Below are 26,649 nucleotides of genomic sequence, written 5' to 3'. Positions count from 1 at the left end.
CTCCTTAAGCGGTGAGCACATCGTTGAGCTCAATACCTGCCGCAGCCAAGATGGTTTTCATCTTCGCGCCCGTCTCTTCCAGTTCACTTTGTGGTAACGACTCATCGACAATCCCTGCGCCAGCAAAAAGCTTCATTTGGTGAGATCCCACTTCAGCACAGCGAATGGTGACTACCCACTCACCATTGCCACGTGCATCACACCAACCGACCATGCCAGTGAAGTAGCCACGATCAAATTCTTCCAGCTCTCTTATTGCTTGATAAGCCGATTCGCGCGGAAAACCGCATACGGCTGGAGTGGGGTGTAAATCGGCGGCGACTTGCAAAGCACAAACCTCAGGATCGCTGACTTGTCCTTCAAGTAGGGTTGAGAGGTGCAGCATGGTTTCGGTTTCAATCACAGAAGGCACCATGGGGGTGTACAAGTTACGACAGTAGCGGCTCATGATCCGCTCGACTTCTTCGACGACTAAACCGTGCTCATGCAAATCTTTGGCGGTATTGAGCAGTGAGGCACGGCGCTGCGCATTTTCTTGGGCATCTTGACTTCTCGGGCGCGAGCCAGCCAGTGGGTTTGAGATGAGATAGTTTCCGCGTTTGGCGACCAAGAGTTCAGGGCTTGCACCAATCAGCTTTCTCTGCTCGTCCAAGCTGGCCGCAAAAGTATAGCCGTGATGATTAATGGCGAGCAGACTACGCAGCAAGGTCGGTAGTGCTATCTCTTGCTCGGTGGCAATTTCAATGGCGCGCGACAGCACCACTTTAGACAGCCCAGAGTGATGAAACATGTTGAGCAGATGGCTTACACCTTGCTTGTATTGCTCTCCTGATGGCGAGGAGATGAGTTTAGCCACTTGGCGGGTGAGGTGAGCTGGACGGTTTAAGCGCGGGCTACTCGACACGTATAAGGTGCGCGGAATCATAAATCGAGTCGGTGTTTTAGGGTCAAACGGCACTATGCCAAACAGTAATGGATTGTCGCACTCATCACGTTTGGCCTGCTGCAAAAGCTGTTTGGCTTGGTTAGCCAGTTCAGCAAAAGGAATGGCTTGCTGAAAAGCATGAGCGACCCCACAACCGAGCATTGACTGGTTTGCTGAGGCAAAGAAAAACGGTGAGCGAGTGAGTTGGGTGTCGATCAGATGTTCAGACATAGTGGTGTATCCGACCACTTCACGCTTCATGACCATGTTGTTTATCCATATTTGCGAGTGAATGGGTTGCGTTGCCAAGCGCAACAGATTACATTTGCTTACATTCAAATGAGAATAGTTTTTATTAATAAATGCAAGCAATTTCCATTTGGTCTGATAATCAAAGTGATGATTGTGAAGGTTGATCTCGTTTGTGATAGGGGATGAAAGATATGTCGTTGGTTAACAGCAAGGTTCTTCTAGTGGGGTCAGCGCGTGGGATAGGGTTCTCCGTGCTTGAACATTTATTGCAAGCGGGAGCGCAAGTGATGGCGGCAGATTGTGAGTGGCAGTTGTTGCTAGAGCAGAGTGAGTCGTTATTGGGGCGTTATCCGGACCAGCTCACTTTAAAAAAACTCGACTTAGCAGAGCCTGAAGCGGTGCGCGAGCAAGTCAATCAATGGGCTGAGCAAGTGGCGGGATTTGATCATCTGGTCTGCTGTGCAGGAATCCTACATGTTGCGCCATTGCATGAAATGCCAATGGAACAAGTGAGTTCTATTTTTACCGTGAATGCTTTTGGTGTGTTGGCCTGTATGCAAGGTGTCGCTTCAAGTATGAAAGCGCGTCAGCAGGGAAGTATGGTGATTATTGGGTCTAATGCTGCCAATACGCCGCGCATGTCGATTGGGGCTTATGGCGCTTCGAAAGCCGCATTACACATGCTGGTTAAGTGCATTGGTATGGAGCTAGCCCCTTACGGAATTCGTTGTAATTTGGTCAGTCCCGGCTCCACTCGCACCGCTATGCAGCAACAGCTTTGGACTGAGCAGTATGGTGAGGCACAAGTCATTGCCGGAGATGCTGCGCAATTTCGGTTGGGGATCCCGCTCAATAAAATTGCCGAGCCAGCGGATATTGCTCAAGCGGTCCTGTTTTTGTTATCCGATAACGCAGGTCACATCACGCTGCATGATTTACGAGTGGATGGTGGAGCCACGCTCGATCATTGATCGTTCATCTTTCAACTGGCGATAGCCCGTGTGGAGGTGGTGGCTGCCAATGCCGCAGGCTCTGCGAGTAGGCGTGCAACATCTTGCTCCACCTGTTGGAAACGGGCGAGTAACTGCTCGAAAAAACGTGGAAACCGCTCGCAATGACTTTGCCAGTGGGATTGCGGGTAGCTGGCTAAATCTGCGGTGATGTCTAGACAGAGTTCATGCTGGGGTGAGCCACGAAAGGTAAAATTAATCCCTTCTGCAGAGCCTGAAGCCAGCACCTTGAGCTCAGTCTGGCAATCAGCAAAGTGTGGGGATTCAAAAGGCAAAATATTGATAAATGGGCTCATAAAATAACTTTGCTCAGCATTTAGCCCTTGATCTTGTTCGATTTGTTCAATTCGATAGCGGCCATGCAAATAGAGTGAGCGTATCGCTTGCCCTGACTGTTTAAGGTAGTTGCCGAGCGAGGTTTGCTGCGCAGAAAGACGCAGCAAGGGCAGCGAGTTAACCATTAAACCGGGCACATTAGCGGCCACGCTGCCCCATCGGTTCATAAAGGGCAGCCACAGCCAAGGCGCATCAGGTTCAGCCGATTCCAAATAGAGCGCGCACAGCGCGACTAAGGCATCAGGCCAGCCAATCTGATTCGCGTTAGCGAGCTTGAGTAACAAATGGTTGAGTTGGCTATTGAGTGTGTAAGAGAGGCTCACGGCATGACTAAGTTGAGGATCATAGGTTGCAGAGGTGAGCGTTAAGTCGGGAGCTTCGCGTAAATAGCCTTGCCAAAACTGCTTATCTTGCCAGTAGCGATGGCTGGTAAGATAAGCCGCCTCTTCTTCCAGATAGGATTGATAAGGTTTAAACGCGGCAGTTGGCGTCTGCCCACTGAGCAAGGATTGGTAATGTTGGCTGAGGCGCTGCTCAAACAGCATCATGCCATAACCGTCCAGCACAATGTGGTGCGCACGGGTATAGATAAGGTGCTCACTGTGTGACAAACGATACACTTGATGGCTCGTTATTGGCGCGTCAATCAGTGTGCTTGAGCGCTGTAAATCCTGCTCTATTTGCCGCCAAGCTAAAGGTTCTGCTTCAAGGTGGATGCTGAGGTCTTGATAGTCGATAGGCGGAGAAAATGGGTGCCAATACAGCTCACCTTGCGCAGAAAAGCGAGCACGGAACAGATCTATCTCACTGACGGTTAAATGCAATGCGCGCAGCAAAAGTGTGGTATCTAAAGGCCCTGTCAGGCGTAGCGAATGGGCAACGGTGTCGAGATTAATGTGAGGATAAGCCAGATGGCGCTGCCAAAAAGGCTTTTGAGCCAATAACATAGACACGATATTAAGCCTTATCCAGTTGGAGAATCATAATTACTCTTTCGCGTGAGGCGGTGTTCGGTGGCTTGGTTGCGAGCCTGAGGGGGCATGGCTATACTGAGTTCACTTTTTACTCACCCCTCTGTCTCTAGAGTCCACCCTAAGATGATTGATGAGCGATAGTAAACTTTTAACGAAATGAGAATCAATATTACAATGAAAAACATTTTTATTTTATTGTCTGTGATATTGGGTTGCCTGTTCAGTGGTTTTGTCAGCGCGCAGCAGAATGTTTGGCCAAGAACCTTTCAGAATGCGGACGGTTCAATCACGACGATTCCCTCTCAGCCAAAGCGAATTTTGTCGACGGCCGTCACGGTGACCGGAACACTGCTGGCGATAGATGCGCCAGTTATTGCTAGTGCTGCGACCACGCAAAGCACCTTTTTTGAGCAGTGGCGAAAGCTGGCAGAGCTGCGCCAAGTGAAAAAACTTTGGCCTGCGGGAAGTGTCGATCTCGAATCGGTGTATGTCGAACAACCTGATTTGATCGTGGTTTCCATGATAGGCGCGGATTCCGCTCGCGATCAAATTCCCCTTTTACAAGCGATTGCTCCCACCATCTTGGTCGATTACAGCGATCAAACTTGGCAATCTTTGGCGCAGCAGTTGGGGCTTGCTACCGGACTTGAAGAGCAAGCGGAGCGCACAATACACAATTTTGAGCAGTGGACAAAGCAAGTGCGAGATGTGCTGGATCTGCCCAAAGGGCGCGCCAATATTGTGAGCTACCACGGCCCCGGTGTGGTCAATGCGGTGGCGAAAGCGCAAAGTGCTCATGCTCAACTGTTGCAATCGGTCGGGGTTGTGTTGGAGGAGCCAGATCCAGCATGGCAAGCGGGTTCCATCGTCCATCGAGATTTTCTGCGCATCCATTATGAGCATTTAACTCAGTTGCAGGCTGAAACCACGTTTCTTATCACGATGACCGATCAGCAAGCTCAAGCTTTTCTCCACGATCCGATTTTGAAAAACTTGCCTTCGATCCAGCGCAAACAAGTTTATGGATTGGGTGAAAACTCATTTCGCATTGACCTGTTCAGTGCCCGAGAAATCATTAACTCACTGCTGCGACGCTTTGCTGGCGAGCAAGCACAATCTTTAGTCATGCCATGAATGAGCTGATGGGAATAAGAGTTGCGTCCTCAAAGCGAGAAAATCCGACGTTGGCAGGGCGTGATTACTGGCTAATGGGGTTGATGCTGGTGGCATTGATGGGATTGACGATAAGCAGTGTGTTTGTCGGATCTCGCGACATTCCTTATGCCGTGACTTTCGATGCGCTGTTTCATTTTGATGAGCAGAATACTCAGCATCTTCTAGTGCATTACCTACGTGTGCCGCGCACGGGGTTAGCGATATTGGTGGGCGCAGCGCTCGGGGCTGCAGGCGTTATCATGCAAGCGATGACGCGTAACCCATTGGCGGATCCGGGCATTTTGGGTGTCAATGCGGGCGCAATCTTGATGGTGGTGATTGGCATTGCTGGGTTTGGTCTAACCGATATGCTGCACTATTTGTGGTTTGGCTTATTTGGCGCGGCAGCAACCAGTGTGGGCGTTTATCTGCTGGCAGGTATCAATCAATCACCCAATCCCGTTCGAGTGGTGCTGGCTGGTGCGGCGATGACGGTGGTGCTCTTGTCTATGACTCATTTGATTATGCTCAATAGCGCCCAAGAGGTGTTTAACCAGTTTCGACATTGGTCGATTGGCTCTTTGCAAGGCAGAGGATATGAAGTTTTGCTGCCGACAAGTGTATTCGTACTACTCGGGTTGATCGCGGCTATCTTACTCGCCCGCGGATTGGATACTGTGGTGCTCGGGCATGACGCGGGCAAAGCATTAGGCGTCAATCCGTTATGGATCTGGATAGCTTCTGCCGCCGTGGTCACGCTGTTGGCTGGCACCGCAACCGCAGCGGCAGGGCCAATCAGTTTTCTTGGCTTAACCGCGCCTCATTTAGCGCGGCTTTGGGTGGGCGCTGAACATCGTCGTTTACTGCCTTACTCTATGTTGCTTGGGGCGCTGTTATTGTTAGGTGCCGATCTGGCCGGGCGGCTAATCGGTTCAAACGATGAAATCAGCGCAGGGATCATGGTCGCCTTAATCGGAGGGCCAGTCTTTGTGCTATTGGTGAGACGATGGAAACTATCACATCTGTAGCCCCAGAAGGTCGGTCGAATCAAACTCGCTTTTGGCTATGGCGAAAAGGGGCATACACGCTGCGTGTTGAGCGGCGCAACATTGCGGTTGCGTTGGTGCTAAGCCTTATTGTTTTGGCTTTGATGATACTTGCGACCTGTGTCGGCAAATTGCCGATTTCAATCTCTGACGTCACTGCCATTTTATTGGGGGAAGTTACCTCAGGGTTCAAACGGCAAGTCTTACTCGATATCCGTTTACCACGGATTTTTACGGCGCTGTTTGCTGGTGCGGCCTTAGGCCTTTCCGGCGCGATTTTTCAGTCGATCTCTCGTAATCCGCTTGGTTCTCCGGACATCATTGGTTTCACCTCTGGCGCGGCCACCGGGGCTTTGCTGCAAATTATTTTATTTTCCGGCAGTGGGGTTGCCGTGGTTTTTTCGGCGATTGCTGGCGGAGTCATGACGGCCATCGCAGTCTATCTGTTGTCGGTAAAGTCAGGCACGGTCGGGCGCTATCGGCTAGTGCTAACCGGAATTGGCGTGGGTTCAGTGTTGACGGCGCTCAATGGCTTGCTGCTAGTCAAAGGCAGTTTAGACAGCGCCATCACCGCCAATTTATGGTTATCGGGCTCACTGCATGCCCGAGAATGGAGCCACGTATTTCCTGTCATGTGTGGCGTGTTGGTGCTGCTGCCGCTTATCAAAAGTCTTGCCCGCTCATTACAGATGCTTGAGATGGGGGATGAGATTGCCCGTCAACTTGGGGTCGTAGTCGAGCCGATACGCTTATTCATGATTCTCGCCGCGGTGACTTTGGCGGCATTAGCGACAGGAGCCGCAGGACCGATCGCCTTTATCGCTTTGGCCGCTCCTCAACTTGCAGCTCGCTTGCGTCAAACCGCCAATATTCCGCTGGTGAGTGCAGGTTTAATGGGAGCTTGCTTACTGTTGGGGGCTGATTTGCTCACTCAGTGGATGCCGCTCGCCTTAACCCTTCCCATCGGGCGAATTACGGGATTGGTTGGGGGCATGTATTTATTAATCTTATTGATGCGTTCAAAAAATACGGTTTAAGCCGCATCACATGCCGACAGGTTTTTTAGGCTATTTGCGCGCAGTCGTCAGCCTGTGCTTTGAGCCATTCAACGCTTTGCGGAATAAAGAGAATTTTGATTGAGTGAAATGCCGTTATGGACACAATTTGGGATGCTGACTTACAGAGCGCTGCATTAAAGGCTGAACATCACAGGCTTAAGACTGAGCGACTGAGTTTAGGTTATGAAGGAAAATCGGTGTGTGATGCGCTGGATTTGGCGATTCCGCACGGGAAATTTTCGGTGATAGTTGGGCCTAATGGCTGTGGTAAATCGACCTTGCTAAAAAGCTTGTGCCGTTTACTCAAGCCGCTGGCTGGGCAAGTATTACTGGATGGTCAGAATATTCACCAATTGCCGACCAAGGTGGTAGCCAAGCAGCTAGGATTACTGCCTCAAAGCGCGTTGACACCCGAAGGGATAAAGGTGGTCGATTTGGTCTCTCGTGGCCGTTATCCTCACCAAGGGCTATTTCGCCAATGGAGCAGGGTGGATGAACGAGCGGTAGAAGAGGCGATGCGAGCCACTCACGTCCATGAGCTTGCGCAGCATAGTGTGGATCAGCTTTCCGGCGGTCAGCGTCAGCGGGTTTGGGTCGCCATGGCGCTGGCGCAGCAAACGCCGTATTTACTGCTTGATGAACCAACCACTTATCTTGATATTGCTCACCAAATCGAACTGCTCGATCTCTTTTGGCGGCTTAATCGTCAGCAAGGGCATACTCTAGTCGCCGTGCTGCACGATCTGAATCAGGCGTGTCGTTACGCTGACCATCTGATTGTGTTGCAAGAAGGCAAAATCGTCGCGCAGGGCGATCCACACTCTTTGGTGACTCCAGCATTGGTTAAGCAAGTCTTTGGGATTGATTGTGTCGTTATGCCCGATCCTATCTCCTGCACGCCTTTGATTATACCTTATTCGTTAAAGCGCGGTTAAACATGGCTTTTATGATTTCAATGCCAGCGATTGAGCTGGCAGGGCTGACAATTCAGGTTTGCCAATTCGATCCTCAGCAATTTGATGAGGATCAGCAGCACTATTTAGCCCCTCCCACCTACCATAGCCTGCACAAGGCCGTGGTTAAGCGCCAAGCGGAATTTGTCGCAGGACGTAAGTTAGCGCAGCAAGCGCTCAAACAGATCGGGCAGGGTTATGATAGGCCAATTGCTATCGGAACCCATCGTGAGCCACTATGGCCTGCGGGGATCACGGGCTCGATCGCCCATTGTGACGGCTGGGCAGTATGCACTGTGCTTAAGGCAGAACACCTCTCGCTTGGTATTGATATTGAACATCGGCTCGCACATCAAACCGCTAGTGAGGTGCAAGCTATAATCGGCACCGCCCAAGAGTGGGCACTGTTGGCGCAACAGTTCGATCTCGCTTCAGCGGTGACTTTGCTGTTTTCTGCAAAAGAGAGTCTATTTAAAGCACTATTCCCACAAGTACACCTCTACCTTGATTTCTGCGATGCCCAGCTCAGTTCACTGGAGCCAAACAAAATGAGTTTCACATTGACGCGCGTACCTAATGCCGCACAACAGAGTTGTGAGGTTTACTTTCGTTGGTTTGAACAACAGCGAGTATTGACCGTCAGCGTGTTACCAATGCTAGGCAAAATCGAGTATCATGTCCCCACCTTACCTACTTGAGTTAACTTATTGATTATGCTGCGTGATTATGATCTAAACCTGCTGACGGTATTTGATTCTGTCATGAAATTAGGCTCAGTCAGTAAAGCAGCGGATAAGCTAGGTATGACTTCCGCAGCGGTGAGTCAAAATTTATCACGCTTACGAGAACAAGTTGGCGATCCGTTGTTTATCCGTCAGGGACGTGGGTTACAGCCGACGCAGTATGCGCTCAATATGCACAAACATGTGGCGGAAGGCTTGAGTGCCATTCGTTTTGGTTTAGAAACCGATGCCGGTTTTGATCCTGCAACCAGTAAGCGTGAGTTTATTATTGGCGGTCAGGGCTATTTCGATTTGGTGGTATTACCGCCACTTTTGCAAAAAATCAGCGACATCGCCCCGCATATCACGGTGAATTTAAAGTCTTATGAGGACGATCATTTCACACCAAGCCAAGTATTAAGTGAGCGAGAGGCGGATCTGTTTTTGGCTGCATTACCCATCAGCCATCCCTCTATCGTCACCACACAGGTGGCGGAGGAGGCCTTGGTTGTGGTGTATGCCAAAAATCATCCGCGTCTTGGAAGTACCCTCAGTTTTGAGCAGTTTTTTGCAGAAAAACACACTGCATTAACCAGTCGTCGCTTTGGTAATTATCTCTTTTCTAGCCTAGTCGATCAGGTGCTGCCCGCACGTCGAGTGCATTATCAAAGTGAGTCGATGCTCAATTTGATGGCGACCGCATCCGTCACCGATCTGCTCTGTTTTACTCCAAAGCGTTTAGCGGATATGTGGGCGGAGAAATTGGGTTTACAGATCCAACCTTTGCCGTTTGAAATCCGCTCGGTTCCGACTTTTATGTGCTGGCATAAAGCCAAACAGCAAGATAAAGGGCTGATTTGGCTGCGCGAGCAAATTGAGGCGATTCTCTGCGCCAATCCTCAATCTATTTAAGGTCACACAATTTATTGGCTGCGTTCTTGTTTCTCTCCATGCCATAGCGTGTCTTCGCGTATGGTGATTCACTCAAGTGCTCTCTCGCGGCAGCGCCAAACAATAATCAATAGTTAAGCAATGCTTAACTATTGATTATTGTTTGGCGAATCGTTTGTCGGCAATTTCTCTCATATCCTTGTCCTTGTTCCCTAATGACTAAAAAGAGAGATTCCCAATGAAAACAGTCTTTAAACCCACTTTGTTGGCGGTATTAGTGGCCGCCTCTGCGCCCGTATTAGCTCATTCATTGATTGCGGATACCAAAGCCCCGAGCCCTACCACAAAAGCGTTTGCGGCTGAGCAACGCAATACGCTGCCGTTTGCGGATCAGGAAGATTTCAAATTGGTCGAGAAAGGTCTGATCGCGCAGCAAAAAGATCTCGAAATCAAAGATGCGAATGGCAAGGTGGTTTGGGAATTGGGTAATTACCGCTTTTTATTGGATGGACTCGACTATGACAGCATCCATCCTAGTTTACAGCGTCAAGCGCAACTGAATATGCATCACGGCCTGTATAAAGTGACGGATCGCATTTATCAGGTACGTGGCTACGATCTGGCCAACATCACCTTTGTAAAGGGCGATACGGGATGGATTGTGTTTGATCCATTGACCGTTCCTGCTACGGCTAAAGCGGCGCTGGATTTTGTTAACCAAGAGCTAGGTGAGCGTCCCGTTAAAGCTGTGGTGTACAGTCATGCGCATGCTGACCATTTTGGTGGTGTCAAAGGCATTGTGAGCCAAGAGCAGGTCGACCGAGGTGAAGTGCCGATCATCGCACCGAAAGGCTTTTTAAATCACGCGGTGGCTGAGAATGTTTTGGCAGGAAATGCCATGTCGCGTCGTACGACTTATCAATATGGCAACGTTTTACCGAAAGGGGCGACCGGGCAGGTGGATGCCGCGATTGGTAAGAATGTCGCGCAAGGTGAAGTGAGCTTGATTGCGCCAACCAAAGTCATTTCTGAGCAAACGGAAACTGTGGTGATCGATGGCGTAACCATGGAGTTCCAGAATACACCGGGAACCGAATCTCCAGCGGAAATGAACACCTACTTCCCACAGTTTAAAGCCTTGTGGATGGCAGAAAACACCGTTGGTGGTTTGCACAACGTCTACACCTTACGTGGTGCAGAAGTGCGAGATGCCAAGGCGTGGAGCAAATACATCAATGAGTCGATTCATATGTACGCGAAAGAGGCGGATGTGATGTTTGCTTCACACACATGGCCGCGTTGGGGGAACGACAATATCAACCATTTCCTGCGTAAACAGCGTGATATGTACGGCTACATTCATGATCAGGCTTTACGTTTGGCCAACCACGGTGTCACCATCAATGAAATTCAAGACGAATTCCATGTACCGGATGTGTTAGCACACGAGTGGTACAACCGAGGTTATCACGGTAGTTACCACCGCAATGCTAAAGCGGTGATCAACAAATATCTGGGGTATTTTGATATGAATCCCGCCACGTTACGCCCATTGGCTCCAACCGATGCGGCTCCTAAATATGTCGCGGCGATGGGCGGCATGGATAACGTGATTAAGCTTGGGAAAGAAGCGTTTGATAAAGGCGAGTTTCGTTGGTGTGCAGAGATTGTCGATAAAGCCGTGTTTGCAGAGCCGAGCAATAAACAAGCTCGTTACTTACAGGCGGATTGCTTGGAGCAACTGGGCTACCAGAGTGAATCGGCAGGGGAGCGTAACACTTATTTGATGGGCGCGTATGAGTTGCGTAATGGGGTACCGAAAGTGTCAGCAACCAAAACGGCGGGTGCTGATACGGTTGTGGCGATGGATACTGAGCTGTTCCTCGACTATTTGGGCGTTCGCCTCAATGGCGACAAAGCCGCTGGTATTGATTACACCATTAATTTCGTCTTGCCAGATGTGAATGAGAAATTCTTGGTTGAACTGGAAAATGCCCACTTGAATAACTTAAAAGGCATTCAATCGGAGAATCCGGATATGACGCTGACTCTCAATCGTGCTCAGCTCAATCAAGTATTGATGGGTAAAACCACCATTCAACAGTTGGCCAAAGAAGGCAAAGCGAAGATTGAAGGCAACGCGCAAGCGCTGACCGATATCGCAGGTATGCTGGATAACTTCGAATTCTGGTTCAATATTATCGAACCGAAAACGAAGTAATCTTCACCTTGAGTTGAAAAATAAAGGGTTAGCGAATGCTAACCCTTTGACTTATTTATGTTGTGTTCACTGCTTTTTCTTATAGTGAGCTAGTTTGCTCTACCCTTTGGGTCTCTTTCACTTCCGCGGTTGGGGCTTTGCCCGTTTTGCGAAGGTATTTCCCTTCCCAGTACGTCGCCCCTTTGATACCAAGCTTCACTGGGTTGAAGGTAAATTCGGTCACACCTTGTTTTTGCTGATCTTCATAATCTTTCAAAGCCGCCATGGTTGGCTTAGACATAAAGAAGATGATGATGATGCCGACAATGTTGAGCCAAGCCATTAAGCCTACCCCGACATCACCCAGCGCCCATGCCAAGTTCGCGGTTTTCACTGTGCCGTAGAATACCGATGCCATCAGTACAAGTTTGAGCACAAACATCAAACCATCGACTTTGAAGGTACGGCGGATATAGGCCACGTTAGTCTCAGCGATGTAGTAGTAAGCCAAAATTGTAGTAAAGGCGAAGAAGAACAACGCAAACGCCACGAACGGTTTACCAATGCCGGGGAGGGCACTATCTACCGCAATTTGGGTAAAGGCTGGGCTGCTGGCAATGATGTCCGCTGGCAGGTTTTGCACAAGGAACATGCCTTCAGCGGCACCGTGAACGTTGTAAGCGCCGGTGATCAAAATCATGAACGCGGTGGCAGAACAGACCATCAAGGTATCAATGTAGATAGAGAAAGACTGTACCAAACCTTGCTGCGCAGGGTGTTCTACACTGGCTGCCGCTGCGGCGTGTGGACCAGTACCTTGACCTGCTTCGTTAGAGTAAACCCCACGTTTTACCCCCCAACCAATCGCCGCACCTACGCCGGCCATCGGTGAGAATGCGTCGCCGACGATCATCGCAATAATGCGTGGAACTTCACCGATGTTGAGCAGAATGATCACGAACGCAGTGATGATGTACGCCAGCGCCATAAAAGGCACCACGATCTGAGTGAAGCTTGCAATACGTTTTACGCCACCAAAGATAATGAAGCCAAGTAGGATTGAAATCACCGTACCGGTGAAAATTTTGGCAAAGCTAAAGGTGCCGAGTGCGGTTTCAATCATTGGGCCTGAGCCAAATGCTGACTCAACGGCGTTGCCGATACTGTTAGATTGCACGCCAGGCAGCAACACCCCACAAGCAAAGATGGTCGCAATCGCGAAGACCCAAGCGTACCATTTTTGACCCATGGCTTTTTCGATGTAGTAAGCGGGGCCGCCACGGAATTCACCGTTGTCTTCTTCTTTATAAATTTGCGCCAGTGTGGATTCTGCATACGCGGTGGCGGCACCAAAAAACGCAACCATCCACATCCAGAATACCGCACCCGGGCCACCGAAACCGATAGCGGCAGCAACCCCAGCAATGTTACCGGTACCCACACGGCCTGAGAGTGATACGGCGAGCGCTTGGAAAGAGGAGATCCCTTTTGAGGACTCTTTATTATTCAGAAGTAGGCGCCACATTTCGAAGAAGTGACGAACCTGTACAAAACGAGTCAGAACGGAATAAAACAAGCCAGCACCGAGGCAGAGATAAATCAGCGCCGGACTCCAGATGATTCCATTCAGAAAATCAACAAATGACTGCATAAGTAGTTTCCCTGTAAATGAGTTGTTGTGTTTATTGTGTCTGTTGTGTGTTCGGTATATTAATCTTTTTGTAACTCAAATGTTAATTCTTTTATCTGGCAAAGAATGGATGCGTGACGCTGAACACAAAAACTGTTTATTCGTTGTACAACGGGCTGAGTATTGGAGGGTGTGGTGAGTTTTTGGTCAATCTGGTGGGTGATATGTGCTAGATAAAAATTTTATGCTTTGGTTAAGTAGGATAAAAATAAATAAGAAATGACCATAATTTAGTCAGCTTATTGGAGTTTTACACTGCGGATGGCGTGCGGATGGCGTGCGGATTGTGAGAGATGACTCTGCCATGCTCCTGCAGGCAGAGCCAAAAAGCCGCGCATTTAAGATGCTTTCGGATAACGGAACAGATCTAGCCCCAAACGGCTGAGCGGGCTTTCGCCATGGGTGAGCACATCGGCCAGAATACTGGCGGATCCGCAAGCCATGGTCCATCCCAGTGTGCCATGCCCAGTATTTGTATAGAGATTGGTATAGGGAGTGGCACCGATGATTGGTGTGCCATCGGGAGTCATGGGACGAAAACCGGTCCAGAATTGCCCTTTTGCAAAATCGCCGCCGTGCGGAAACAAATCACGCGCGACCATCTCAATCGTCGCTTTACGTGCTTCTGGAATCGCTGGATCAAAACCCGCTAACTCAGCCGTTCCCGCCACGCGGATCCGATCGGAAAAGCGAGTCAGTGCAACCTTATAGGTTTCATCCATCACGGTCGATTGCGGCGCAAATTTTTCATCAATAATCGGTAAGGTTAACGAGTATCCTTTTACTGGGTAGACAGGAATTTCAATCCCCAGCGGTTTAAGCAATGAGGTCGAATAACTGCCCAATGCGACTACATAAGCATCCGCTTTGAGCAAGCCTAAATCGGTTTGGACACCGATGATCTTTTTGCCCTCACAAACCAGTTGCTGAATGTGGCAGTCAAAATGAAAACGTACACCCTGTTGCTTGGCCAGTTCGGTTAACTGTTGGCAAAACAAGTAATAATCGCCCGTTTCGTCATCCGGCAGCCATAGGCCGCCCACCAGTTTTTCCTGCACAGGGGCGAGCCCCGGTTCATGAGTCAGACACTGGGCGACATTCAGTAACTCAAAACGTACGCCACTTTGCGCCAGAAGCTGCATGTCTTTTTCAATCGCGGTTAACTGCTTTTCATCACGAAATACCTGCAAAGTACCGCGTTGGCGGCCTTGGTAATCGAGCGAATAGGTTTGATTGAGCGCTTTTAAACACTCGCGGCTATAGTTGGCAATCGCCAACATCCGCGATTTGTTAACTTGGTAGCGCGACAACTGGCAGTTGAGCAGCATTTTGCCCATCCAGCTCAGTAATGCAGGATCAAGCGAGGGTTGGATTTTGAGTGGTGCATGTTTTTCCAGCATCCATTTTAGCGCTTTTTGCGGAATGCCCGGCGCAGCCCAAGGGGAAGAGTAGCCATAGGAGATTTGCCCTGCGTTCGCAAAGCTGGTTTCTTCGGCGCCACGTGGTTGGCGATCGACGACGGTGACATCATGGCCTGCCTGCGCAAGATACCAAGCGCTGGTTAATCCGACCACACCACTGCCTAAAACCAAAACTTCCATCATTGACTCCTTGCTTCATTTTCGGCTCAGTTTCGGAGGTTTACTTTTCATTAACAATCGATAAAAATTATCACCACCCTTTAGTAAAACTAAAAGCAAGTCCATGTTAAAAAGCCAGCAAGTTGCCAGTCTGCATACTTTTATGCAGGTAGCTCAATACACCAGCTTTAGTTTAGCTGCTGCGGCTCTCCATCTCACCACGGGGGCGATCAGCCAACAAATGTTGCAGTTAGAAGCGCAGTTGGGTTTTAGCTTATTTGAACGGCACTCTCGCGGGGTACGTTTAACTGAGGCAGGACGAATCTTACTGACAACGGTGCAACGTAGCTATCAAGATATTGAGCAGACAATTCACAGTTTAGTGCCATCAACGGAGCGAAAAGAGATCCGGCTGAAACTGACGCCATCATTTGCGTTTAAATGGTTGGTTCCGCGGCTAGAGGACTTTTATCGCCGTCATCCTGAGATTCAGATTCAGACGTTCGCGGAAGGCGCGTTGGTCGATAGTGAGCGGCGTGATTACGATCTGGCGATTGATTATGGCGCGTTACCTTATCCACGGCGAGATGCGCAGTTATTGATGGAGGAGTGGTTATTGCCCGTGATGAGCACGAACTATCTCGCAGCCCATTCTTGGTTACAGGAGGATTGGGCTAACTCCGAAGCTTGGCAGCAAGTGGTTTTATTGCATGATGCAATGCCGTGGGCGAATGCGGCACGCGACCAAGAGTGGCACTACTGGGCTCACCAGATGGGAATTACCTTGCCTGAGCGGCGTGATCACTACTTCAACCGCACGGATATGGCGATGTCAGCTGCAGAGGCCGGAGTGGGGATTGCAATGGCGCGTACTGCCTTACTTTCAAACGAACTCGATACAGGGCGTTTGGTTACCCCGTTTGCTCCCATTCGAGCCAAGGCTGGCTACTTTTTGATTACTCACCAAGCCACTGACGCGACGCAAGTTTTTTGCCAGTGGTTGCAAAAGCAAATTCCGGTGCAGGTTAGCCAAACCGATCGCGATTCTACGCTATAGGGGCGGTGTATTTTGCACTCTCGTTCGAAGAAATCGACCTTATTGTGCAAATTCGACTGCTGATATTGTGTTTAGTGTAGCGCTATGCTGACCTCGTCCTGTTGTTCTCTCCTAAGGAGTTACTATGTTCCATGCCCATGTTTATTTTGACCCAGACCAAGCGATTGTCGCGGAGCGCTTTCGCCAACAAATTGCCCGTGAACGCCGTGATGTGATCGCGTTATTTGGTTTAGTTCCGCGTCGTGTTGGCCCGCATGTTAAGCCGATGTTTGAAATGCATTTTCGCGATAACCAACACGGCTTACTGGAATGGTTAGAGGAAAATCGCGGTGCGCTGAGTGTACTGATCCATCCGGTATCGGGCGATGATGCTTACGATCATCAAGACGACCGTATCCGCTGGCTCGGTGAGCCGCTAGGTTTAAATCGCACCATTTTCCGTTATACACAGTGAGTCCTCCTAGTCGATGACTCAACGAGTTGATTAAATCGGAATTGAAGATAACCACATAAAAACCAATAAGATTTTTATCGCTACGGCGAACTTTGAATCGCTTCATGCTTAGCGGAGTCGAAATCCATTGTAATAGGGCGACTCAATAGCCACAGTGGTGATGCGATGTTAGTAAGAAAAGTTTCTAGAGATTTGGCTTCTGCCCAAGCGCGAGAAAATTGGTTGGCCTATTGGCAGCACTTTAGCCGTGATAATCAGGCGTTTTGCGCTGAGATTAACTGCTTAACGCCATCTTCTCAGGCGATGCTAGTGAAATGCGATAAAGATGAAGAAGGGGTATTTGTGATCCCACTTTGTCAGTGTCACAGCAACAACTTAGAAGGAATGTTGGAAATAGGGGAGAGCACCGAAGTGATCCCCTTTCACTACACTTTGTAACTCATGCCTGATGCATTCGGCATGCTGAGTGGGTTAGCGCTTTTGATAAAGTCGTTCGGGACGGCCCACCCGACCATGCTGAATACAGGCTTCCAGAAAACCACTGGCCACACAATATTCCAAATAACGTCTGGCCGTGGTTTTGCTGATCCCAATCGCTTGTCCTAACAATTCTGCGGTGTAGGCCGCTTGCGGTTCATGGTGATAAATCTCTTGGATTTTGATTAAGGTCAGCTCATCAATCCCTTTCGGCAACCCATCAAGCTGCTCGGTTTTGGCTTGAAAATTAAATAGCTCATCGACGTGTCTTTGATTCACACTGTCATTGGCGCGCAGCGAGCTGATGTACTTCAGATACCGTTCCAGCGAGTTTTGTACTCGATCGTAGGCGATCGGTTTTAACAGGTAATCAAAAACCCCGCAGCGTACGGCTTCGCGCACGGTCTCCATATCCGAAGCGGCGGTGATAAAAATGACATCCGGCGCTTGTGGTTGATGGGTTAGCTCTTTCAAAAACTCAATGCCACGACCATCAGGCAGGTAGTTATCCAAGAAAATCAGTTTAGGTTTGAGAATGCGCACCATATTGCGCGCTTCGTTGATACTTTGAGCCACGCCGACTGGGCGAAAGCGGGCGGTTTGTTTGAGATAAAAGCTGTGCACGTCAGCAATACTCGTTTCATCCTCTACGATCAATACGTCGATTAATTCCATCATAATCAAACTCTTCTTATGCCCGTTCGGCAAGCGCTGGAAGGTTTTCCGCCGCAAGCGTTTTGGGTCTATTGGGAATAAAAATAGAAAAAATAGTCCCTTGCGGCTCCGCACTGTCGATAAGAATCGATCCATGAGCCTGAGTGACAAATTGATGGACAAGGTAAAGTCCGATACCGTGTCCTTCTTGGTTTTTGCTACTCACTCCCTTGAGAAACAAAGTTTGGGCGATGTCGGCCGAGATCCCGATGCCGTTGTCCGCCACTTCAATCACCAACTCCGCACCGTTATCGGTCAGCAGCAGAGAAATGGTTTTATTGCTGTGTGGATTTTTTAGCGTGGCTTCAAACGCGTTATCCAGCAGATTGCCAAGTACCGCCGCCAGTTCATCTGAAGTCATGCACTGCGGCTCTTGGTGCAGATGCGATAGCGGATCGAACTCTAAACACAGTCCTAACTCTTTGGCGCGGCTGTATTTTCCCAGCAGTAACCCCGCGATCACTTTCGGGTGAAAAGTTTGGGCGATGAAATCGATCAGCTGTTGCTGCTCTGCCGTTTCGCGGCGAATGGTTTTCACTGCTTCGTCGTACGCACCGATTTGAATTAAGCCGCCGATGGTCGAGAGGCGGTTGGCAAACTCGTGACTCATCACGTGCAGATTATCGTTATGTTGACGGATCTGGGTGAGCTGCGAGGTGAGTGTGTTGAAATCATTGCGGCGACGAAAGCTGACCACCCAGCCGATTTGCTGCTGGCCAGAATTGATCGGTACCCGATTCGCGACCAAGGTTTCACCATTACAGCTGATCAGTTCATCTTGCTGGCTGACACGGTTTTGCTGCGCCAACTTGCCAAACGGGCTTGCGCCCATAAAAAAGCAGGTTGGAGTGATGAACTCTTGAACATTACGCCCAATCAAATGGGTCGGCTGATGGGCAATACCCAAAATATTCAGTGCCTTAGCATTGACGGACAGGATTTCCCCTTTCAAGCTGATCGCGACGATACCTTCATACACACTTTGTAAAATCGACTGCTGTAGGTTGAGGTTCATGGCGATCTCTTCCGGCTCCATATTGAACATCTGCTGTTTGATATGGCGGGTAAAGATCCACGCGCCGAGCGCAGAAAGCAGCATTAAAAGCAGCACAGTGAAAATCACTGGGTAGGAGTAAACCCGCAGCCAACTGCTGATGTTATCGAGCAGGTAGCCAACAGAAACCACGCCGAGGATCTCTCCCGAAGGGGCGACAATCGCGGCTTTGCCACGAATGGCCCAGCCTAGGCTGCCTTTTTGGGTTGAGGTGTAATATTCGCCCTCTTTTAATGCACGACGGCTGTCACCGCCTTGCATCGGTAAACCGATTTTTTGCTCATCTGGATGCGCGATGCGAATGCCATTGGCATCACCAATCACAATAAAATTGGCATCCGAGATGCGTTGTAAACGATCGATTTTGGCCTGCACTTCAGCAAGCCGATTTTGTTGGATCAGCACAATGAGATTGGGATCGGTCGCAATTTCGCGCGCTTGGATTAGCGCTTTGGTGCTGATCTGATCTTGTAAGGTTTCACTTAAGGTTTGATGAAAAAAGCCAGCCACCAGCGAAAGCTGGATCACCACCATAGCCACCAAAAGAGCGCCAACCCTCTGTTGAAACGAAAGCGTCTGGCAGACCTTGGTGTGTAAAAATTGCGTGAGGGATATGTTCATGCCGGCGAGTCTATCCTTACTATAAATGAGGCTTATTGATTGGGGTCTAAGAAACCCCAACCAATTATGTTTAGCCCATCACATATTTGATCATTACCCCAGCGGCGACCGCAGAGCCAATCACCCCTGCGACGTTGGGACCCATGGCATGCATCAGCAAAAAGTTCTGCGCATTGGCTTCAAGCCCAACCTTGTTGGAGACGCGTGCCGCCATCGGTACAGCCGAAACTCCAGCCGACCCAATCAGCGGATTGAGTTTGGTGGTGGTGAAACGGTTCATCAGTTTCGCCATCAACACCCCAGCTGCGGTGCCGACACAAAACGCTACAATACCGAGCACCAAAATGCCGATGGTTTGAGGCTGCAGGAACTTATCAGCCATCAGCTTGGAGCCGACGGACAAGCCAAGGAAAATGGTCACTATGTTGATGAGGGCGTTTTGCGCCGTGTCGGATAAACGCTCCACCACGCCACATTCACGCATCAAGTTACCAAAGCAGAACATGCCGAGCAGTGGCGTTGCCGAAGGCAGCAAGAGAGCAATCAAGATCAGCAGTAGGAGCGGAAAGCCGATTTTTTCCAGCTTGTGCACCTGACGCAGCTGCTGCATCTGAATTTTGCGCTCTTCTTGTGTGGTCAACGCCCGCATGATCGGCGGCTGAATCATAGGCACTAACGCCATGTAAGAGTAAGCGGCGACCGCAATCGCTCCCAATAATTCTGGTGCGAGCATACTCGATACGTATATCGCGGTTGGGCCATCAGCTCCCCCGATGATGCCAATCGCCGCCGCTTGCGCCACGCTAAAATCCATCACCCCTAAACTGCTTAATGCCAATGCGCCCAATACGGTGGTGAAAATACCAAACTGAGCCGCCGCGCCGAGCAGCAGGGTTTTAGGGTTGGCGAGCAGAGGACCAAAATCGGTCATCGCGCCTACGCCCATAAAGATGATTAACGGGCCTGCGCCAGAAGCAATCGCAATGCTGTAAAACAGATACAGCATGCCATCACTGTATTGGTACTGCTCAGCAAGCAGGTGCAAGGTGGTCATCTGCAGTGGCGTTGCGCTGCTCAAGGCTTGCTTGATGTCGGCAGGCATGTAGGAGCTGAGTTGCAGCACTTCTGAAAACGCTGTCATCACTTCCGGCTTGGCCGCATACACCGCATTTTCGATGGCTGACATGGCAAGCCCGGCATCGGGCAGATTTGAGAGGATTCCCCCAAAACCTATGGGTACCAGCAGCAAAGGCTCGAAACGTTTGACGATGGCAAGATAGAGCAACACTAACCCAACAAGGATCATGATGCCCTGTCCCCACTGAAGGTGGAACAGGCCAAAATCACGCACCATGGCTAAAATATTTTCCATACTTTCCGCCTCTGATTACGCCAATACCAACAAAGCATCGCCGACTTGTACGGCATCGCCTTCATTGACTTCAATCGCACTGATCACTCCGGCACGTGGCGCGCGGATTTCGGTTTCCATCTTCATGGCTTCTAAAATCAGCAAGACATCGCCTTCGGCCACTTCATCACCGGCTGAGGCATGAATTTTCCAGATGTTGCCAGAAAGGGGCGCGGCGAGGTTTTCACCTTCTGCGGCACTCGGGACTGGTGCGTGGTTGGTTGATGCCGTCGGCGCAACATGCGTCAGGTCACCGCCTTCATCCACCTTCACCACATAGCTTTGGTTGTTGACGGTAATGGTGTACACACCGTGACTTTCCACTGGCTGTACTTTGCTTTTTTCTGTTGGCGCTTTCGGTGTGCAGGCTGAACTTATCGCTTGCGGCGCAGGTTCAAAGGCTTCTGGGTTATGGCGGTTGGCTAAAAACTTCCAGCCTACCTGATCAAACAGCGCAATGGTCAGTACATCATCAATCGCATTCTCGGCGAGGGTGATGTGCTGCTCTTTAGCTTGCTGCAATACGCGGTCTTGCAAGGTTGGCATTTCGGCGGCAATCAAATCCGCAGGGCGACAAGTAATGGCTTCTGCGCCCGCCAACACGCGAGCTTGCAGCTCAGTGTTAACCGGTGCTGGCGTTTTGCCGTATTCCCCTTTCAGCACACCGCTGGTTTCCTTGGTGATGGTTTTGTAACGCTCACCCAGCACCACGTTGATCACCGCTTGTGTACCGACAATTTGTGAGGTAGGGGTGACCAGAGGCAAAAAGCCGAGTTCTTCACGCACGCGTGGGATCTCTTCGAGCACTAAATCGAGTTTATCCAGCGCGTTTTGTTGTTTGAGTTGGCTTTCCATGTTGGTCAGCATGCCGCCAGGAACCTGAGCCACCAAAATGCGCGCATCGCTGCCTTTCATCATGCCTTCAAAGGCGTGGTATTTTTTGCGTACATCACGGAAGTAAGCCGCAATCTGTTCGAGTTTGGCGATATCCAATCCGGTGTCGTAGCCGGTGCCTTGCAAGGTAGCGACCAGTGATTCGGTCGCAGGATGACCATAAGTGCCACTCATGCTGGAAATCGCGGTATCAACCCGATCCACGCCCGCTTCAATCGCTTTAAGCAGAGTCATATCGGCAAGGCCCGCGGTGGAGTGGCAGTGCAGATGCAGCTCGACATCCACTTGTTTTTTCAGGGTAGACACTAGCTCTTCAGCGGCATACGGGGTCAAAATGCCGGCCATATCTTTCAGGGCTATTGAGTCGACGCCGAGCTCCGCCAGTTGCTGCGCCACATCGACCCAAGTTTGTAAATTGTGTACTGGGCTGGTGGTGTAGCAGAGCGTGCCTTGCGCATGCGCGCCCATCTTTTTCACCGCTTGCAGCGCCTGTTGCATGTTGCGTACATCGTTCATCGCATCGAAGACACGAAATACATCCATGCCGTTTTTCACCGCACGCTCTACAAAAGTATCCACCACATCATCGGCATAGTGACGGTAGCCGAGCAGGTTTTGCCCGCGCAGCAGCATTTGCAGTGGCGTATTGGGCATGGCTTGTTTGAGTAAACGTAGACGTTGCCATGGGTCTTCGCCTAAAAAGCGGATGCAGCTGTCAAAGGTCGCGCCTCCCCAACATTCCAAAGACCAATAACCGATCTGATCTAATTGCTGCGCAATCGGCAGCATGTCGTCAATTCGTAAACGGGTGGCAAAAAGAGATTGGTGAGCATCGCGCAATACGACATCCGTAACACCAACGCGTTTGATCGCCTGAGTCATCTGTGGTTTCTCCTTCACTTAAGATAGTTTTTGTTGTGTTTTATGGTGATGGACAGCGGCCGTGAGCACCGCGAGCAATTCACCTTGGTTTTGATTTGGGTTGGCTTTGGCCTTGTTGGCAGAGGCTTTTTTATTGGTGGTTTTGGCTGGCACTTCCGGCGGGGCAAAACGCACAATCAATTGCGACATCGCACGCGTGGCATACACCAAGAAAATCAGAAAGATGAACACAAAGCCCATCCCCAGCGTCAGCAAATTAATCCCTTCGAGGAACAGTGAGGTTGATTGCATGGTCACTTCCAGTGGTAAAAACAGGGTTGAAAACGGAGAGAAAAAAAGGCGCGCTAAGCGCGCCAAATAATCCCAAGGAGCAAGGGTTAAAGGGTTAAACAAACATTCCGAATACGACGCTGGCGATGACCAGCACAATGCCGCCACCCAGACGTGAAGAGATTTGTGCGTAAGAGAGCAAGCTCATACGGTTAGAGGCGGCAAGCACTTCAAGGTCGCCCGAGCCGCCGCGGTTTGCCATACATAGCCCTGCTGTAATCGAAGCTTCAACAGGGTAGAAGCCCATCGCCCAGCCACCTAAAGCAGCACCGATAATTGCACCAAGCACAATCACAGTAGCAATGATCACGTTGGCAAAGGTAAGAGCGTTGATGATTTCAGCCAGATCGGTATAAGCAATACCAACGCCGACCATCAATAGCCACAGCATCTGTTTTGAGAAGAAATTCGATAGACGTTTCGCGCCTTCTTTGATTTCATCACTGCACAACCCCGCCGCGTTAAGGATGGCGATGATCACCACCATGTAAGCAAAGGTGTGGATTTGAATCGAACCAAAACCGGGCAAAATCTCTTTCGATAGCGCATAAGAGAAGGTGTAGACGCAAGCGGCCAGCATTAAACCGATGGCGATTTCACGGTGGGTCACCGTTAGGTTTTTCGCTTCTTCGCTCACATCCAGTTTCGAGCTGCGTACCAGTTCGCCATTGCCGGTTAAGGATGGGATCTTTTCACCAATGATGTTGATGACTGCCGCGGCGACGATGGCCACAATGTTGGCGATAGTCAGGATCGCGATAGCAACCGAGTAGTATTGCTCTTTCGATCCACCTGTGACCGATTCATAAATTTCGGAAAGCGGGATAGCGCCAGCGCCATTACCACCGCCCATAATCGGTAGCACGTACAGCATCATGATGCGATCAGGCGTGATACCAAATACGAGGCCGATAGCGATACCGAATACCGCAGCACCCGCTACCGCAGCGAGAATGGTTGGAATGTAGCCGGCCAGAGAGCGGATCAGCAGTTTACGGTTGACCGCCAGAATTGAGCCAGTGATCAGCACTGCGATGAACAGATCCAAGAATTTGCTCTTATCCATCACTTCGGTCACGGTTTTGATTTCGCGATCACTGAGCCAGCCCATGTGCACGAACCAAGCGGCCACCAAGAAAATCATTACTGGCGCACCGCCGATGTATTTATTAAAAATCGGTAGACGTTTGCCAACTTCGCCAAATATTGCGCCTATGACAAACATAAACGCAAAACCACCCACCAGACCGCTAGGTAAAGTGTCAGTAAAATGAGCGGCTAATACGGTGAGCAGTAAAAATAAAAATAAAGGGAGTGGAGTACCAAATATTTTCGTTTGGCTTAGATTCAATCCACCTACGACTGCGGACTTTTTATCTAAATGTAGGGTTTTCTCGTTCATAATTCCATGTCCAATGAGGTTATTAAGACCTTTACTACATTAAATAAAATAGTCAGTGATAATTGTGAAAATAGTCATCCAAACCAGTGGCTTTAAAAATCTCAATGGTTTTTATGGTTTAAATTTTAAATAAAATTAAAAATCAAAGAGATATAAATTAAATTCATTAAAACCATAAAGAGCGTTAACGGCGGGAAATAAAGTGATTACCCTCATTAAACCTTTTCGGCTGAATTTAGATAATAAAGCCAGAAAAAATAGGTGAGGAAGCCGACCATGGTGGATATTTATACCTTCTCGCGAGTTTCAACCAAGAATCGAACCAAGCTCTTACAGATCAAAGAGTTTCTCTGCCAGCATCAGCTGACCGTGGATGACGATGTCGAGCATTTTGTGGTGGCTTATGGCACAAACCAAATCATCGCTTGCGGCGGAATTGCGGGGCACGTGTTGAAGTCCATCGCGGTTTCTCCTGCGCTGCAAGGCACTGGTTTTGCGCTCAAACTGATGACCGAATTAACCAACTTCGCTTATGAAATGGGGCGTTTTTCACTCTTTCTATTTACTAAGCCAGCCAATATTGATTTATTTAGACAGTGTGGTTTTTTCTTGGTCGATAAAGTCGAACCGCATATTGCTTTATTAGAAAATAGCCCTAATCGCCTTTCTGTTTATTGCAAACAGTTGCAGTTATTAAAAATGTCTGGCCGTAAAATTGGCAGTATTGTGATGAATGCCAATCCATTTACCTTAGGTCATCAATATTTAATTGAACAAGCCTGTGAACAATGTGACTGGGTGCATTTATTTGTTGTAAAAGCAGAGAATAAAGATTTTTCTTACGCTGATCGCATGGCCATGATTAAGGCGGGTAGTAAACATTTATTGAATTTAACTATTCATTCCGGTTCAGATTATATTATTTCGCGCGCGACCTTCCCCAGTTATTTTATTAAAGATCAGCAAGTGGTCAATCAATCCCATACCGCGCTGGATTTAAGTATTTTCCGCCATTCGATCGCGCCTGCCCTTGGCATTACGCACCGCTTTGTCGGTAGTGAGCCGATTTGTACGGTGACGCGTCACTACAACCAAGCCATGCGCCGCTGGCTAGAAGAAGCGCACGATGCCAGTGCGTCGATCCAAGTGGTTGAAATTGAGCGCAGTCAGCAAGCCTCGCAGCCAATTTCAGCATCGCGCGTGCGTTACTTGCTCAAACAATTTGGCGTTGCTGCGATTGCCGATCTCGTGCCAAAAACGACCTATTCCTACCTTTGCCAGCACTATGCGGAACATTCGCTACAGACCGCACCGCAACGGTTAGCGGTATGAGCGCGGTGCTGACACTGTTTTATCCAATAACTCATTAACAAGGTTGTACCCATGAAAATTGCCCATCCCGCCTTTGCGGGAACACTGGAATCCAGTGATCTTCAGGTTCGGATTGAACCCAATAACGATGGCGGTATTGAACTGGTGTTAGACAGTACCGTCGAGCAGCGATTTGGTCATGCGATTCGTCAGGTCGTGCTGCACACCCTCGATGCGATGCAAGTGCATGATGCGCTGGTCACCATCGAAGACAAAGGTGCGCTGGATTGTGTGATCCGCGCGCGCGTACAGGCGGCGGTGATGCGCGCTTGTGATGTTCAGAACATTGAGTGGAGTCAGCTATCATGACCAAACTTCGTCGCAGTATGTTATTTGTGCCGGGCGCGAATGCCGCCATGCTCAGTAATACCTTTATCTATCAACCGGATTCGATCATGTTCGATCTGGAAGATTCGGTCGCGCTGCGTGAAAAAGACACCGCGCGGATGTTGGTGTTCCATGCGCTGCAACACCCTATGTATCAAGAGATGGAAACCGTGGTGCGGGTCAATCCGCTCGATTCTGAATTCGGCATCAAAGACCTTAATGCCGTGGTGCGCGGCGGAGCCAAAGTGGTGCGTCTGCCGAAAACCGATAACGCCAACGATGTGATTGAGATGGAAAAAGTCATCGAGCAGATCGAGCGTGAATGCGGACGTGAAGTGGGTAGCACGCGTATGTTGGCCGCGATTGAAAGCGCGCAAGGCATCAACAACGCGGTTGAGATTGCCTTTAGCTCCCGCCGCCTGATTGGGATTGCGCTCGGCGCGGAAGACTATGTGCGCGATCTGCGCACGCAGCGTTCAGCGGAAGGGATTGAGCTGCTGTTTGCACGCGGCTCCATTCTGCAAGCGGCGCGTGCTGCCGGGATCATGGCGTTTGATACCGTCTATTCCGATGCCAATAACGAAGAGGGATTTTTGCGTGAGGCGGAGCACATCAAGCAGCTTGGCTTTGATGGCAAGTCACTGATTAACCCGCGCCAGATTGACCTGCTGCACAACGTGTTTGCCCCAACCCAAAAAGAGGTCGATCACGCCATCGCAGTCATCGAAGCCGCCGAAGAAGCCGCGGCGAAAGGGCTGGGCGTGGTTTCCCTTAACGGCAAAATGGTCGATGGGCCCATCATCGAACGCGCACGTTGGACACTGCAACGTGCTGAATCCGGCACCAAACACTAAAGGTCATCT

24 protein-coding genes are annotated in these 26,649 nt (G+C 49.8%); 14 read left to right on the top strand and 10 right to left on the bottom strand.

Features of this window, described 5'->3' with window-relative positions:
- Positions 1 to 4 precede the first annotated feature (4 nt).
- On the bottom strand, positions 5 to 1,192 hold the full coding sequence (locus T411_RS0110280) for an isochorismate synthase (RefSeq protein ID WP_000245175.1): 1,188 nt from the start codon (positions 1,190 to 1,192) through the stop codon (positions 5 to 7).
- A gap of 176 nt (positions 1,193 to 1,368) precedes the next feature.
- Between T411_RS0110280 and T411_RS0110275 the strand changes: the two genes are divergently transcribed.
- Positions 1,369 to 2,148 carry a 2,3-dihydro-2,3-dihydroxybenzoate dehydrogenase gene (locus tag T411_RS0110275; protein ID WP_014164040.1) on the top strand — a complete coding sequence of 260 codons (780 nt, stop codon included), beginning with the start codon at positions 1,369 to 1,371 and terminating at the stop codon, positions 2,146 to 2,148.
- An 11-nt stretch (positions 2,149 to 2,159) separates the two neighbouring features.
- On the opposite strand, the gene vibH is transcribed toward T411_RS0110275, so the two are convergent.
- Entirely contained in the window at positions 2,160 to 3,476 is a 1,317-nt protein-coding gene (gene vibH / locus T411_RS0110270) for a norspermidine-2,3-dihydroxybenzoate synthase VibH (RefSeq protein WP_001880577.1), read from the bottom strand.
- A 195-nt stretch (positions 3,477 to 3,671) separates the two neighbouring features.
- Between vibH and fepB the strand changes: the two genes are divergently transcribed.
- The 7 genes from fepB to T411_RS0110235 all read left to right on the top strand — a co-directional run bounded on the left by fepB (position 3,672) and on the right by T411_RS0110235 (position 11,543).
- The gene (fepB, locus tag T411_RS0110265; RefSeq protein ID WP_000789212.1) at positions 3,672 to 4,631 is read left to right on the top strand and encodes a Fe2+-enterobactin ABC transporter substrate-binding protein; all 960 of its coding nucleotides are present in this window, start codon (positions 3,672 to 3,674) and stop codon (positions 4,629 to 4,631) included.
- Positions 4,628 to 5,680: a FecCD family ABC transporter permease gene (locus T411_RS0110260; RefSeq protein ID WP_001880579.1), complete on the top strand. Its 1,053-nt coding sequence runs from the start codon at positions 4,628 to 4,630 to the stop codon at positions 5,678 to 5,680. Before fepB ends, T411_RS0110260 begins: the two co-directional genes overlap by 4 nt.
- On the top strand, positions 5,659 to 6,735 hold the full coding sequence (locus T411_RS0110255; RefSeq protein ID WP_000447980.1) for a FecCD family ABC transporter permease: 1,077 nt from the start codon (positions 5,659 to 5,661) through the stop codon (positions 6,733 to 6,735). Before T411_RS0110260 ends, T411_RS0110255 begins: the two co-directional genes overlap by 22 nt.
- Positions 6,736 to 6,851: 116 nt before the next feature.
- Positions 6,852 to 7,691, top strand: coding sequence for an ABC transporter ATP-binding protein (locus T411_RS0110250; RefSeq protein WP_000379797.1), 840 nt, complete (start codon positions 6,852 to 6,854; stop codon positions 7,689 to 7,691).
- A gap of 2 nt (positions 7,692 to 7,693) precedes the next feature.
- Positions 7,694 to 8,407, top strand: a complete 714-nt coding sequence (gene vibD / locus T411_RS0110245; protein ID WP_000874996.1) for a vibriobactin biosynthesis 4'-phosphopantetheinyl transferase VibD — start codon at positions 7,694 to 7,696, stop codon at positions 8,405 to 8,407.
- Between the two features lie 15 nt (positions 8,408 to 8,422).
- Complete coding sequence (locus tag T411_RS0110240) at positions 8,423 to 9,343, top strand: LysR family transcriptional regulator (RefSeq protein ID WP_000943024.1); 921 nt, start codon at positions 8,423 to 8,425, stop codon at positions 9,341 to 9,343.
- 217 nt (positions 9,344 to 9,560) lie between these two features.
- Positions 9,561 to 11,543 (top strand): alkyl/aryl-sulfatase, encoded by a 1,983-nt coding sequence (locus T411_RS0110235; protein WP_000859398.1) that lies wholly within the window; start codon positions 9,561 to 9,563, stop codon positions 11,541 to 11,543.
- A 79-nt stretch (positions 11,544 to 11,622) separates the two neighbouring features.
- Here the strand turns inward: T411_RS0110235 and T411_RS0110230 are convergent, their stop codons facing one another.
- Together T411_RS0110230 and T411_RS0110225 are read right to left on the bottom strand one after the other, a co-directional pair.
- A complete protein-coding gene (locus T411_RS0110230) occupies positions 11,623 to 13,173 on the bottom strand; it encodes an alanine/glycine:cation symporter family protein (protein WP_001190518.1) in 1,551 nt (516 codons plus the stop codon).
- A gap of 377 nt (positions 13,174 to 13,550) precedes the next feature.
- Entirely contained in the window at positions 13,551 to 14,813 is a 1,263-nt protein-coding gene (locus T411_RS0110225) for a D-amino acid dehydrogenase (protein ID WP_000453459.1), read from the bottom strand.
- A gap of 103 nt (positions 14,814 to 14,916) precedes the next feature.
- Between T411_RS0110225 and T411_RS0110220 the strand changes: the two genes are divergently transcribed.
- The 3 genes from T411_RS0110220 (at position 14,917) to T411_RS0110210 (ending at position 16,741) form a co-directional block, all read left to right on the top strand.
- Entirely contained in the window at positions 14,917 to 15,849 is a 933-nt protein-coding gene (locus T411_RS0110220; protein ID WP_000920410.1) for a LysR substrate-binding domain-containing protein, read from the top strand.
- A 124-nt stretch (positions 15,850 to 15,973) separates the two neighbouring features.
- A complete protein-coding gene (locus T411_RS0110215; RefSeq protein WP_000468221.1) occupies positions 15,974 to 16,303 on the top strand; it encodes a DOPA 4,5-dioxygenase family protein in 330 nt (109 codons plus the stop codon).
- A 165-nt stretch (positions 16,304 to 16,468) separates the two neighbouring features.
- Positions 16,469 to 16,741: a hypothetical protein gene (locus T411_RS0110210; protein ID WP_000961035.1), complete on the top strand. Its 273-nt coding sequence runs from the start codon at positions 16,469 to 16,471 to the stop codon at positions 16,739 to 16,741.
- Between the two features lie 33 nt (positions 16,742 to 16,774).
- Here T411_RS0110210 and T411_RS0110205 read toward each other — a convergent pair whose 3' ends face one another.
- From T411_RS0110205 to citS, 6 genes are all read right to left on the bottom strand, one after another.
- Positions 16,775 to 17,458, bottom strand: coding sequence for a response regulator (locus tag T411_RS0110205; protein ID WP_000970288.1), 684 nt, complete (start codon positions 17,456 to 17,458; stop codon positions 16,775 to 16,777).
- Between the two features lie 13 nt (positions 17,459 to 17,471).
- Positions 17,472 to 19,169: an ATP-binding protein gene (locus T411_RS0110200; RefSeq protein ID WP_011929368.1), complete on the bottom strand. Its 1,698-nt coding sequence runs from the start codon at positions 19,167 to 19,169 to the stop codon at positions 17,472 to 17,474.
- A 70-nt stretch (positions 19,170 to 19,239) separates the two neighbouring features.
- Complete coding sequence (locus T411_RS0110195) at positions 19,240 to 20,541, bottom strand: sodium ion-translocating decarboxylase subunit beta (RefSeq protein WP_000427753.1); 1,302 nt, start codon at positions 20,539 to 20,541, stop codon at positions 19,240 to 19,242.
- A 15-nt stretch (positions 20,542 to 20,556) separates the two neighbouring features.
- Entirely contained in the window at positions 20,557 to 22,356 is a 1,800-nt protein-coding gene (gene oadA, locus T411_RS0110190) for a sodium-extruding oxaloacetate decarboxylase subunit alpha (protein WP_000189439.1), read from the bottom strand.
- An 18-nt stretch (positions 22,357 to 22,374) separates the two neighbouring features.
- On the bottom strand, positions 22,375 to 22,749 hold the full coding sequence (locus T411_RS0110185) for an OadG family protein (protein WP_000483003.1): 375 nt from the start codon (positions 22,747 to 22,749) through the stop codon (positions 22,375 to 22,377).
- Positions 22,742 to 24,088, bottom strand: coding sequence for a citrate/sodium symporter CitS (gene citS, locus T411_RS0110180; RefSeq protein WP_001003394.1), 1,347 nt, complete (start codon positions 24,086 to 24,088; stop codon positions 22,742 to 22,744). Before citS ends, T411_RS0110185 begins: the two co-directional genes overlap by 8 nt.
- Positions 24,089 to 24,364: 276 nt before the next feature.
- Here citS and citC point away from each other — a divergent pair, with 276 nt between their 5' ends.
- Genes citC through citE form a run of 3 tightly spaced genes read left to right on the top strand, consistent with a single transcriptional unit; the run spans position 24,365 to position 26,640 of the window.
- Positions 24,365 to 25,420, top strand: coding sequence for a [citrate (pro-3S)-lyase] ligase (gene citC, locus T411_RS0110175; protein ID WP_000227740.1), 1,056 nt, complete (start codon positions 24,365 to 24,367; stop codon positions 25,418 to 25,420).
- Between the two features lie 51 nt (positions 25,421 to 25,471).
- Positions 25,472 to 25,768 (top strand): citrate lyase acyl carrier protein, encoded by a 297-nt coding sequence (gene citD, locus T411_RS0110170; protein ID WP_000684019.1) that lies wholly within the window; start codon positions 25,472 to 25,474, stop codon positions 25,766 to 25,768.
- Complete coding sequence (gene citE / locus T411_RS0110165) at positions 25,765 to 26,640, top strand: citrate (pro-3S)-lyase subunit beta (protein ID WP_000164139.1); 876 nt, start codon at positions 25,765 to 25,767, stop codon at positions 26,638 to 26,640. The genes citD and citE overlap by 4 nt, the downstream gene beginning before the upstream one ends.
- Positions 26,641 to 26,649: the final 9 nt, after the last annotated feature.

Source organism: Vibrio cholerae ATCC 14035, assembly GCF_000621645.1.
GTDB lineage: Bacteria > Pseudomonadota > Gammaproteobacteria > Enterobacterales > Vibrionaceae > Vibrio > Vibrio cholerae.
Note: the sequence above shows the minus strand (reverse complement) of the source record. Positions and strands in the feature narration are given on the sequence as shown.